Annotated in this window: 9 protein-coding genes; 8 read left to right on the plus strand and 1 reads right to left on the minus strand. The window is 64.3% G+C overall.

The window, feature by feature from the left end:
- Window positions 1-195 precede the first annotated feature (195 nt).
- Genes C1D09_RS21135 through C1D09_RS21145 form a run of 3 tightly spaced genes read left to right on the plus strand, consistent with a single transcriptional unit; the run spans window position 196 to window position 2,865 of the window.
- Window positions 196-762, plus strand: a complete 567-nt coding sequence (locus C1D09_RS21135) for a sigma-70 family RNA polymerase sigma factor (RefSeq protein ID WP_143976137.1) — start codon at window positions 196-198, stop codon at window positions 760-762.
- Window positions 759-1,427: an anti-sigma factor gene (locus C1D09_RS21140; protein WP_143976138.1), complete on the plus strand. Its 669-nt coding sequence runs from the start codon at window positions 759-761 to the stop codon at window positions 1,425-1,427. The genes C1D09_RS21135 and C1D09_RS21140 overlap by 4 nt, the downstream gene beginning before the upstream one ends.
- On the plus strand, window positions 1,417-2,865 hold the full coding sequence (locus C1D09_RS21145) for a S8 family serine peptidase (protein ID WP_143976139.1): 1,449 nt from the start codon (window positions 1,417-1,419) through the stop codon (window positions 2,863-2,865). The genes C1D09_RS21140 and C1D09_RS21145 overlap by 11 nt, the downstream gene beginning before the upstream one ends.
- A 296-nt stretch (window positions 2,866-3,161) precedes the next feature.
- Here the strand turns inward: C1D09_RS21145 and C1D09_RS21150 are convergent, their stop codons facing one another.
- Complete coding sequence (locus C1D09_RS21150; RefSeq protein WP_038653696.1) at window positions 3,162-4,184, minus strand: substrate-binding domain-containing protein; 1,023 nt, start codon at window positions 4,182-4,184, stop codon at window positions 3,162-3,164.
- A gap of 362 nt (window positions 4,185-4,546) precedes the next feature.
- Here C1D09_RS21150 and C1D09_RS21155 point away from each other — a divergent pair, with 362 nt between their 5' ends.
- The 5 genes from C1D09_RS21155 to C1D09_RS21175 all read left to right on the plus strand — a co-directional run bounded on the left by C1D09_RS21155 (window position 4,547) and on the right by C1D09_RS21175 (window position 11,061).
- Window positions 4,547-5,902 carry an ABC transporter substrate-binding protein gene (locus C1D09_RS21155; RefSeq protein WP_143976140.1) on the plus strand — a complete coding sequence of 452 codons (1,356 nt, stop codon included), beginning with the start codon at window positions 4,547-4,549 and terminating at the stop codon, window positions 5,900-5,902.
- A gap of 177 nt (window positions 5,903-6,079) precedes the next feature.
- Window positions 6,080-7,093 carry a carbohydrate ABC transporter permease gene (locus tag C1D09_RS21160; RefSeq protein ID WP_143976141.1) on the plus strand — a complete coding sequence of 338 codons (1,014 nt, stop codon included), beginning with the start codon at window positions 6,080-6,082 and terminating at the stop codon, window positions 7,091-7,093.
- A gap of 1 nt (window position 7,094) precedes the next feature.
- On the plus strand, window positions 7,095-8,249 hold the full coding sequence (locus tag C1D09_RS21165; RefSeq protein WP_143976142.1) for a carbohydrate ABC transporter permease: 1,155 nt from the start codon (window positions 7,095-7,097) through the stop codon (window positions 8,247-8,249).
- A gap of 4 nt (window positions 8,250-8,253) precedes the next feature.
- Window positions 8,254-9,918, plus strand: a complete 1,665-nt coding sequence (gene bglA, locus C1D09_RS21170; protein WP_143976143.1) for a beta-galactosidase BglA — start codon at window positions 8,254-8,256, stop codon at window positions 9,916-9,918.
- Window positions 9,919-9,948: 30 nt separating this feature from the next.
- Window positions 9,949-11,061, plus strand: a complete 1,113-nt coding sequence (locus tag C1D09_RS21175; protein ID WP_143976144.1) for an ABC transporter ATP-binding protein — start codon at window positions 9,949-9,951, stop codon at window positions 11,059-11,061.
- Window positions 11,062-11,098 lie beyond the last annotated feature (37 nt).

Genomic DNA, 11,098 nt, shown 5'->3' on the forward strand with positions numbered 1-11,098 from the left:
GCACTCCGTCACCCACCCCCTAACCGCCTCTGCGCCTGCGCGTCGATCCACCTCCCCCACAAGGGGGAAGGAAAGGCGTCCCTACTGGCAACCGCCCCTTTCTTCGTTTAGCCTCCTCAAATTCCTTGGCGGAGGATGAACCTTTTTGGATCGACCGGCGACAGAGCAGACAGGAGCCAGGCGGCTCGACCGGCCATGACGGCAGCGACGGAGACGGATCGCGCGCTTGTCGACCGGGTCGCGAAGGGCGACCGTGCCGCCGTGCGGCTCCTGTTCATGCGTCACCACGCGCGGGTCTACCGCTTCGTGGCGCGCCAGACGGGATCGGAAATGATGGCTGACGATATCGCGAACGAGGTGTTCCTTGAGCTGTGGCGCCAGGCGCCGGGCTTCGAAGGGCGCTCCGAAGTCTCGACATGGCTGCTCGGCATCGCCCGGTTCAAGGCGCTGTCGCAGCTGCGCAAGAAGAAGGAAGACTGGATCGACGACGAGGCCGCCGCCGCGGTGCCCGACAGCGCCGACACGCCGGAGGTCGTCACCATGAAAGAGGACAAGGCCGCCGCCTTGCGCCGGTTCATCGACGCCTTGCCCGAAGAACACCGCACGGTGATCGACCTTGCCTATTATCATGGGCAGTCGGTGACAGAGATCGGCGAGGTGCTCGCCATCCCGGTGGCGACGGTCAAAACCCGGATGTTCTACGCCCGCAAGAAACTCGGCGAAGCCCTCAAGGCCGCCGGTTACGACAGGGGGTGGCCATGAGCGCCGCTGAAAAAATGTCACGCCGCGACGAAATGGAAACGCTGCTGCCGTTCTACCTGAACGGCTCGCTGGAAGGCTCCGACCTCGAAGCCGTCGAGGAGTGGCTGGCGACCGATCCGGCGGCGATGGCAGCCCTTGGCGAGGCCGAGGCCGAATTCTCCGGCACATCGGCGGCCAATGAAGCAATCCGCCCGCCAGCCGATGCGCTCAGCCGCTTGGCCAAGGCGCTCGACGCCGAGGCCGGACCTGCACGCAAGCCGACTGGCTCGTCCTGGCTGGCGCAGGCCTGGGGCCGCTTCATGGCGGTGCCGGTCGGCGTCGCCTGGGCGGCGGCCGCGGTCCTGCTGGCGCTGATCGCGGTGCAGTCCCTGGTGCAGCCCGGCGGCAAGGGCAAGGATTTCGAGATCGCCGGCGCGCAAGACGATCTGGCAAAAATGCCGTTCGCCCTGGTCAAGTTCAAACCGGATGCCAAGATGTCGGACATTTCGGCATTCCTCGGCGGCAACGGGCTGAAAGTCATCGGCGGGCCGACCGCGGACGGCGTGTTCCGGATCGGCATTCCCGCCGCCAACGCGGCCGACTATGCCAAGCAGCTCGGCATTATTGCCGCCCAGCCATTCGCGGACACCGTGATCGAGGGAAGGAAACCGGTTGATGGCGGCTGAGGCGGCCCTTCGATTCGCGGCAATCCTGGCGGCGGCGATGACAATCGCCGCCGTGCCCGCGTCGGCACAGACCAATGCCGCCGGGAGCGACCGGACGAAAATCGACTGCCGATACGGCACCAATGAAGCCGGCGCCGACTGCGCCAAGGACGGCGGCGGCGCCAGCGACAATGCCGGCGGTGCGGGGTCTGCCCAGGCGGCCGCCGTCTTTCTTCCCGCCTTGATCGTCGACCTGTTTCCCAATCCGGTCGCGCCTCCGGCACCGGTGCCGACGCCGCAGCCGGCACCGGTCACGCCGCCGGGCAACAATCAGGCCGGCCCTCCGGCCGGCGGGCCGATCGTCTCGCCGACCGATCTCGTCGCCGTGCAGCCGCCGCGCGCCGTGGCGGGCGAGTTTGTCCCCGACGAAGTGCTGGTGACGGTCGACGGCGATGCCGGCGCCGTGCAGCAGATCGCCGCCTCCTTCGGCCTCGAAGTGCGCTCGCAGCGCCAGTCACGCCTGCTCGGCACCACGCTGGTGCGCTTCGGCATTCCCGATGGTCGCCCCGTCGGCGTCGTGCTGGCGCAGCTTGCCGCCGACGGCCGCACGCAGCGGCGCGAGCCCAACCACATCTACTCGCTGCAGCAGGCCGCCGGCATCGTCAACTATGCCTTCGACCGCATCGCGCTCGATGCCAAACAGGCGAGCGGTCAAAACGTCCGCGTTGCCGTCATCGATACCGGCATCGACGACACCAACCCGGCGCTGGCCGGTGTCATCGCCGCGCAGTTCGACGCCATGCCCGGCGTGCCGGTCGAAAAACGCGACCATGGCACCTCGATCGACGGACTGATCGCCGGTGTCGGAGCGCTGGAAGGCATGGCGCCGGGCGCCAGGATTTACCACGCTCGCGCCTTCGAAGGCGGCAAGTCAACCATGGACGTCATCCTGGCGGCGCTCGACTGGGCGGCTGAGCAAAATGTCAGCATCATCAATATGAGCTTTGTCGGGCCGAAGAACGACCTGCTCGGCGCCGCCTGCCGCAATGCCCGCGCGCTCGGCATGGTGCTGGTCGCCGCCGCCGGCAACAACGGACCGAAGGCGCCCTATGGCTACCCGGCCGCCTTCGACGGCGTGATCGCGGTGACCGCGACCGACGCCAAGGACGCTCTGATGCCGCAGGCCAATCGCGGTGCCTATGTTTTCATCTCGGCGCCAGGCGTGGAGATGGTGGCGCCGAGCGGCGCCGGCACCGACGTGGTCACCGGCACCTCGTTCGCCGCGGCGATCGTCAGCGGCGCCATCGCCAACCTCCTCCATGCTTCGCCCGACCGCACCGCAGACGACATTGAGAAGGCTCTGGCAGCCACCGCCAAGGATCTCGGCCCCAAGGGGCGCGACAATGATTTCGGTTTTGGGCTGCTGGATACGAAGGCGGCGGAAGCGGCGAAGGAGTAGTTCTGCCCCCCGGGAAGCCGGGAGTTGCGCGACTCTCGCGCCTGCGCCGGCCGAAAAACCGCGCTGGGTTGATCCGTCTTCATCGCCCATCTCGGGGCAGGGTGGCTAGTGCGGCGTTAACAGGATTGCGCCATCCCGCTACGTTTCTTGCAATCCCTCCAGAAAGCGGACTGCCGTTGTGCGGCGCCAGGCTACACGCTTCCTGGCGCTGGTCGATGTGAGGCGGATCCCGGTCCGGACTAAGGGAATGGGCGAAGCGTCAACGGATCGAACCGACCCTTGATCGACGTCAGGTCCTAGGCAGGCGCGCCGGCCACTGACCCGCGCACCACCAGGTCGACCGGCCAGACCTCGCCGCGCGCGCCCTCCTCCAGCCCCGAAATCCGCGCTGCCAGCCGTTCGGCGACGCGGGCGCCGGCAAGGCGGATCGAGGAGCGCGTCGTCGACAGCGGCACGGAGAAATTCTCCGGCTTCAGCCAGGGGAAGACGTCGTCATGGGCGATCAGCGAGACATCGCCGGGAATGGTGAGGCCGAGGTCGCGCACCGCGCGCACGACGCCCAGCGCCATGATCAGGCTGGAGCAGGCGATCGCCGTCGGCGCGTCACCCTCCTCGAGCAGGCGCCTGGTGGCGCGATAGCCGTTCTCTTCGGTCATGACCACGGAGCAGACATGGCGTTCGCCCAGGCTTAGCCCGCTTGCCGCGAGCGCCCGGCGCACGCCGCGCTCGCGATGGATGGCGAAGGTCTCGCGGTCGTCGCCATTGATCAGCGCCAGCCGCCGGTGGCCGAGCTGGACGAGCAGCCGCGCCGCTTCGTGGAACGCGCCCTCATTGTCGATGTCGAGATAGGGATAGTCGAAATCGAAGCCTTCGCTGCGGCCATGGACGAGGAAGGGGATGCCGAGCGTGCTGACCAGCGCCACCCGACTGTCCTGCGGCCGCGGCGAGGAGATATAGACGGCATCGACCTGCCGGTTGGCGACGATGCGCCGATAGGTCGTCTCCTGGTCGTCGGCGTCGGCCGGCGACAGCACGAGGTCAAGCTCGTGCGAGCGGGCATAGTCACCGAGGCCGGACAGAAACTCGACGAAATGCGGATCGATGTCGACGGCCGCCCCCGTCGGCAGGACGTAGCCGATCATGCCGGATTTGCCGGTCGCCAGGCGCCGCGCGCTGGGATTGGGGCGATAGCCATGGCGCTTGGCGGCGTCCATGACGCGCCTGCGCGTCTCCTCGTTGACCTCCGGATAGCCGTTCAATGCCCGGCTTACCGTGGTTTGCGAAAGCGCCAGCATATGCGCGAGCTGCTTGAGGTTCACAACGGCCTCCATTCCCTCAAAGCGCTTTTAAATTGAATCGACCCAATCGCCACAGGTGGCGCGACGGTATCGGGACGACCATAGTCGGGGTTGGAGCCAGTTTGAAACGAAAATTGGCGTTGCGCTGCCAAAAAAGCATGCTGCGCTGCACTTTTCGGCGGCATGATCGGCGAAATTAAATCGATTAGCTACCGGGCCTCTTGACTTTCAGATGATTCAGTGGCGTGATCAAAAAAGCCAAAGCGCTTTGGAAGACTCTTCGGAAGGTTGCGGTTCCCTTGCGACTGAGTCACAGTCCTGCGGCGTCGGCGGGCGGAATGGAGGTTCCGTCCGGTGTGTGTGACCCACTGGGAGGAATACCGATGAAGAAAATGCTTTTGCTGGGTGTTGCGTTTGGTGCGCTCGCCCTGAACACGCCCGCGCATGCCGAATTGAAGTTCAAGCCAGGCGAGGACAAGCGCTTCAACTGGGCAAACTTCGAGGACCTCAAGAAAGTCGACCTCAAGGGCGAGACGCTTACCATCTTCGGGCCGTGGCGCGGCGAGGATGAGGCGCTTGTCCGTTCGGTGCTCGACTATTTCTCCGAGGCGACCGGCGCGGAGGTGAAATACTCCTCGTCCGAAAACTACGAGCAGCAGATCGTCATCGACACCCAGGCCGGCAGCCCGCCGAACATCGCCGTCCTGCCGCAGCCGGGCCTGATCCAGGACCTGGCTTCCAAGGGCGTGCTGACCCCGCTGGGCGACGACGTCGCCGCCTGGGTCAAGGAAAACTACGCCGCCGGCGACTCCTGGGCCAAGCTCGGCACCTATACCGGCAAGGACGGCAAGCCGGGATTCTATGCCTTTCCCTACAAGATCGACGTGAAGGGACTGGTGTGGTACTCGCCCGACAATTTCCAGGAGGCCGGCTACAAGGTCCCGAAGACGCAAGAGGAACTGGCCGAGCTCGAGAAGAAGATCATCGCCGATGGTGGCAAGCCCTGGTGTATCGGGCTTGGTTCCGGCGGCGCGACCGGATGGCCGGCGACCGACTGGGTCGAGGACATCATGCTGAGGACGCAGCCGCCGGAAGTCTACGACAAGTGGGTCAAGAACGAGATCCCGTTCACCGATCCGGCGGTGGTCAGCGCCATCGACATCTTCGGCAAGATCGCGACCGACGACAAGATGGTGGATGGCGGCGCCAAGGCTGTGGCCGCGACCGACTTCCGTGACAGCCCGAAGGGCCTCTTCACCGTGCCGCCGAAGTGCTACATGCACCATCAGGCATCGTTCATCCCGTCCTTCTTCCCGGAGGGCGTGAAGCTCGGGCAGGATGCGGACTTCTTCCCCTACCCGCCCTACGCCTCCAAGCCGGAACTCGGAAACCCGCTGGAAGTCGCCGGAACGCTGGTGATGATCACCAAGGATTCCAAGGCTTCGCGCGAATTCATCAAGTTCCTCGAAATGCCGCTCGCGCATGAACTGTGGATGGCGCAGAAGAGCTTCGTCACCCCCTTCAAGGGCGCCAACAAGGACGCCTATGGCAGCGATGCGCTGAAGAAGCAGGGCGAGATCCTGGTCGGAGCGACGACAGTGCGCTTCGACGGTTCCGACCTGATGCCCGGCAAGGTGGGCGCCGGCTCATTCTGGACTGGCATGATCGATCTGGTCGGCGGCAAGTCCGCCCAGGACGTGGCGGCCGACATCCAGAAGAGCTGGGACGCAATCAAGTAGGCCGCAACCGGCAAGCTGGAACCATACTGATCCTCCTGCAGGATCCGGGCCACGGCCCGGGTCCGACCGGCGGCATACGCCGGAAGCCTTCGCGTTTCGATTGTTCCGAATGACCCACAAAGTCGGTGCATGCGACCGCCAGCTTGCCTGGCTGGTCACGCACAGGGAGAGGGACCCATGGCGGCTCAGATTTTCTCGGCCATTTTCGTCATCATCATCGGCGTCGGCGGCTGTGTCGCCTACTTCTGGGGCGCCAACAAACTGCTGGACCTGACCTTCCCCTCGCGCGGGGTCACCGGCACGGCTGCCGTCAACAATCTGCGCCGGCAGGGCCTTGTGCGGCCATGGCTGTTCGTCGGCCCCGCGCTGATCATTCTCACCATCTACCTGATCTACCCGGTGATCGCGACACTATGGCTCTCCTTCCTCGACCGCGGCGGCACCAGTTTCGTCGGGCTCGCCAACTACGAGTGGGCGTTGCGCGATCCAGACCTTCGACGCTCGATCCTGAACAACCTGCTGTGGCTGGCGGTGGTGCCGGCGGCCTGCACCTTCCTGGGCCTGATCATCGCCGTGCTCACCGACAAGATCTGGTGGGGCACGATCGCCAAGAGCCTGATCTTCCTGCCGCTGGCCATCTCCTTTGTCGGCGCCAGCGTGATCTGGAAGTTCATTTACGAATATCGCGGCGAGGGCCAGGTGCAGATCGGCCTGCTCAACGCCATCATCCAGCATTTCGGCGGCCAGCCGCAGGTGTGGATATCGCTGCCGTTCTGGAACAATTTCTTCCTGATGATCATCCTGATCTGGATCCAGACCGGCTTTGCCATGGTCATCCTGTCCTCGGCGCTGCGCGGCATTCCGGAGGAGACGCTGGAGGCCGCGGTCATCGACGGCGCCAACCCGTTCCAGATCTTCTGGAAGATCATGGTGCCGCAGATCTGGGGCACCATCGCCGTCGTCTGGACTACGATCACCATCCTGGTGCTCAAGGTTTTCGACATCGTGCTGACCATGACCAACGGCCAGTGGAACAGCCAGGTGCTGGCCAATCTGATGTTCGACTGGATGTTCAGAGGCGGCGGCGATTTCGGCCGCGGCGCAACCATCGCCATCATCATCATGATAGCGGTCATCCCGATCATGGTCTGGAACATCCGCCAGGCGAACAAAGAGACGGGGGGACATTGAGATGGCCGTCGCGACCGGAAAATCCTTCGCCAGCCGTTTCGGCGTCCACATAGCGGTGCTGGTCTTCGTTGCCATCTGGACCATTCCCACACTCGGCATCCTGGTCTCGTCGCTGCGCGACAAGGACCAGATCGTCGCCTCGGGCTGGTGGAATTCGTTCGCCAGTTCCAGCCAGACCGAGGCCGGGCGGTTGCCGCCGTCCACGGCGCAGACCCAGAAGGACGGCAAGTACGTTCTCGAGGGCAACATCTTCGGTGATGGCGCCAAGCGCAACATCAGCGCCTTCGGCGTCAAGGCGGCGGCACCGACGCAATATCCGGCTGGCTCATCGGCCGATCTGGGTGACGGCGTTACCCTGCAGGTCAATGCCGACGGCAGCTTCGTCATGACCTCGCCCAAGGCGTTCGAGGGCGATCGCGGCCAGCGCCTCTATTATGCCTCGTCGGCGCCGCCGAAATTCACCACCGACAACTACCAGACGGTGCTGTTCTCGGAAGGCATCGGCCGCTCGTTCATGAATTCGCTGACCGTCACCATACCGGCGACCGTCATTCCGATCCTGATCGCAGCCTTTGCCGCCTATGCGCTGGCCTGGATGCGGTTTCCCGGCCGTGCGCTGCTGATCGCGGTCATCATCGGCCTGCTGGTGGTCCCGCTGCAGATGTCGCTGATCCCGCTGCTCAAGCTCTATAACGGCGTCGGTACTTTCTTCGGCGTGCCGTCGAAGACCTATCTCGGCATCTGGCTGGCGCATACCGGCTTCGGCCTGCCTTTCGCCATCTACCTGCTAAGGAGCTATATCGCCGGCCTGCCGCGCGAGATCATGGAATCGGCCCGCATCGACGGCGCCAGCGATTTCGAGATCTTCGTCAAGATCGTGCTGCCGCTGTCCTTCCCGGTGCTGGCCTCCTTCGCCATCTTCCAGTTCCTGTGGGTATGGAACGATCTCCTGGTGGCGATGGTTTTCCTTGGTACGGCACCCGACCAGATCGTGTTGACGGCCAAGCTCAACGCGCTGCTCGGCTCTCGCGGCGGCAACTGGGAGATCCTGACGACATCGGCCTTCATCACCATCATCGTACCGCTGATCGTCTTCTTCTCGCTGCAGCGCTATTTCGTCCGCGGGCTGCTCGCCGGCTCGGTGAAAGGAGGCTGAAACCATGCAATCCGCTTTAAAAGCCAGTTCGAACCCCGACCTCGCCATCGATCGCGACTGGTGGCGAGGCGCGGTGATCTACCAGATCTATCCGCGCAGCTACCAGGATTCGAACGGCGACGGCATCGGCGACCTCAAGGGCATCATCGCCCGGCTGCCCTACATCGCCGCGCTCGGCGCGGACGCGATCTGGATCTCGCCCTTCTTCAAATCGCCGATGAAGGACTTCGGTTATGACGTCTCGGACTATTGTGACGTCGACCCGATGTTCGGCACGCTGGCCGATTTCGACGCGCTGACGGCGGAGGCGCACCGGCTGGGCCTCAAGGTGATGATCGACGAAGTGCTGTCGCACACGGCCGACATCCATCCCTGGTTCAAGGAAAGCCGGTCGAGCCGCAGCAATTCCAAGGCCGACTGGTATGTCTGGGCGGACGCCAGGCCCGACGGCACACCGCCCAACAACTGGCTGTCGATCTTCGGCGGGTCGGCCTGGCAGTGGGACACCAGTCGCCAGCAATATTACCTGCACAATTTCCTGGCCGAGCAGCCCGACCTCAACTTCCACAACAGCGAAGTCCAGGACGCGCTGCTCGACGTCACCCGCTTCTGGCTGGAGCGCGGCGTCGACGGCTTCCGCCTCGACACGATCAATTTCTACTTCCACAGCCAGGGCCTGGAAAACAATCCGCCGCTACCGCCGGAAGAACGCAACGACCAGACCGCGCCGGCGGTCAATCCCTACAACTACCAGGACCATCTCTACGACAAGAGCCGTCCGGAAAATCTCGGCTTCCTCGAACGCTTCCGCGCTTTGCTCGACGAATATCCGGCAACCGCCGCTGTCGGCGAGGTCGGCGATTCGCAGCGCGGGCTGGAAGTCGTGGCCGCCTATACGGCCGGCGGCAAGCGCGTGCACATGTGCTATTCCTTCGACTTCCTGGCGCCGGAAAAGATCAGCGCCGCGAAGGTGCGTTCAGTGCTGGAGGCTTTCGGCAAGGTCGCCAGCGACGGCTGGTCGTGCTGGGCGTTTTCCAACCATGACGTGATGCGTCCGGCCTCGCGCTGGGCCGCCGGCGAAGCCGACCCAGTTGCCTATCTCAAGGTCATCTCGGCGCTGCTGATGTCGCTGCGCGGCTCGGTCTGCATCTACCAGGGCGAGGAACTCGGGCTGGGCGAAGCCGAACTGCGCTTCGAGGACCTGCAGGACCCCTACGGCATCCGCTTCTGGCCGGAGTTCAAGGGCCGCGACGGCTGCCGTACGCCCATGGTGTGGGATAGCGGCGCCAAGAATGGCGGCTTTTCCCAGGCCAAGCCGTGGCTGCCGGTGCCGTCCAAGCATCTGGCGCAGGCGGTCAATGTCCAGAAAGGCGACCAGGCTTCGCTGCTCGAGCACTACCGGCGCTTCCTGACCTTCCGCCGCGCCCATCCGGCTCTGGTCAAGGGCGACATCACCTTCATCGAAAGCGAGGGCGACACCGTCGCCTTCACGCGCCGCGCCGGCAATGAGCAGGTCGTCTGCGTCTTTAACCTGGGCGCCAAGCCGGCCAAGGTTGACCTTGGCAGCCGATCCCTGCAACCTTTGTCAGGGCACGGGTTTTCCGGGCAGGCGAGCACCGGTTCGATCGAGCTTGGCGGCTATGGCGCCTGGTTCGGGCGCGTGGACTGAAATCTTGAGGAAATCACTGGGAGGACACCAATGGCCGATGTCAATCTGAGACAAGTGAAGAAGTCCTACGGCAATCTCAACATTCTCCACGGCATCGACCTCGATATCAAATCGGGCGAGTTCATCGTCTTCGTCGGGCCATCGGGCTGCGGCAAGTCGACCTTGTTGCGTTCCATCGCCGGGCTGGAGGAAATCACGTCCGGTGAGCTCAAGATCGACGGCGAGGTGGTGAACGACGTGCCGCCGTCGAAGCGCGGCATCGCCATGGTGTTCCAGTCCTACGCGCTCTATCCACATATGACGGTCTACGACAACATGGCGTTCTCGATGAAGATCGGCAAGGAAAACAAGGCCGAGATCGACCGCCGCGTGCGCCAGGCGGCGGAAATCCTGCAGTTGACCAAATATCTCGACCGGCTGCCCAAGGCGATGTCTGGCGGCCAGCGCCAGCGTGTCGCCATCGGCCGCGCCATCGTGCGCAATCCGAAAGTGTTCCTGTTCGACGAGCCGCTGTCGAACCTTGATGCCGCCCTGCGCGTCGCCACGCGCATCGAGATCGCCAAGCTCAAGGAATCGATGCCCAACACGACGATGATCTATGTCACCCACGACCAGGTCGAGGCGATGACGCTGGCCGACCGCATCGTCGTGCTCAAGGACGGCCATGTCGAACAGGTCGGCACGCCGATGGACCTTTACAAGAAACCCGGCAACCTGTTCGTCGCCCAGTTCATCGGCTCACCGGCCATGAACATCCTGCCGGCAACCATCGACAAGACCGGCAACCCGACCGTCGTCAGCCACGTCGGCGGCCGCAAGGCGACGGTGCCGATCTCGACGCCTGCATCGGCCAAGGGCGCGGCGGTCAGTTTCGGCGTGCGGCCGGAAGACCTGATGATCGCCAGCGGCGCGGACTATCTGTTCGAAGGAACGGTCGACTATGTCGAACAACTCGGCGAGGTCCAGTTGGTTTATGTCGACATCGGCCGCGCCGACCTGCCGCTGGTGACCAAGCTGCCGGGCAATGTCGAGGTCAAGCGCGGTTCGACATTGCGGCTGAGCGCCAATGCCGAGGACCTGCATATCTTCGACGCGGACGGACATTCCTTCGCGCTGCAAAAGCCCGAAGCAAAAGCGGCTTGAGGCCGCCGGTCCTGCCGGGTCAAGGCAACAAAAAGAG

Origin of the sequence: Mesorhizobium intechi (assembly GCF_002879535.1) — a bacterium.
In the GTDB taxonomy this organism is placed as follows: domain Bacteria; phylum Pseudomonadota; class Alphaproteobacteria; order Rhizobiales; family Rhizobiaceae; genus Mesorhizobium; species Mesorhizobium intechi.

What these genes read in the sequence shown, in the direction of transcription:
- C1D09_RS21135 (WP_143976137.1), top strand. Translation starts at nt 196, where the DNA reads ATGACGGCAGCGACGGAGACGGATCGCGCGCTTGTCGACCGGGTCGCG.
- C1D09_RS21140 (WP_143976138.1), top strand. Translation starts at nt 759, where the DNA reads ATGAGCGCCGCTGAAAAAATGTCACGCCGCGACGAAATGGAAACGCTG.
- C1D09_RS21145 (WP_143976139.1), top strand. Translation starts at nt 1,417, where the DNA reads ATGGCGGCTGAGGCGGCCCTTCGATTCGCGGCAATCCTGGCGGCGGCG.
- C1D09_RS21155 (WP_143976140.1), top strand. Translation starts at nt 4,547, where the DNA reads ATGAAGAAAATGCTTTTGCTGGGTGTTGCGTTTGGTGCGCTCGCCCTG.
- C1D09_RS21160 (WP_143976141.1), top strand. Translation starts at nt 6,080, where the DNA reads ATGGCGGCTCAGATTTTCTCGGCCATTTTCGTCATCATCATCGGCGTC.
- C1D09_RS21165 (WP_143976142.1), top strand. Translation starts at nt 7,095, where the DNA reads ATGGCCGTCGCGACCGGAAAATCCTTCGCCAGCCGTTTCGGCGTCCAC.
- bglA (WP_143976143.1), top strand. Translation starts at nt 8,254, where the DNA reads ATGCAATCCGCTTTAAAAGCCAGTTCGAACCCCGACCTCGCCATCGAT.
- C1D09_RS21175 (WP_143976144.1), top strand. Translation starts at nt 9,949, where the DNA reads ATGGCCGATGTCAATCTGAGACAAGTGAAGAAGTCCTACGGCAATCTC.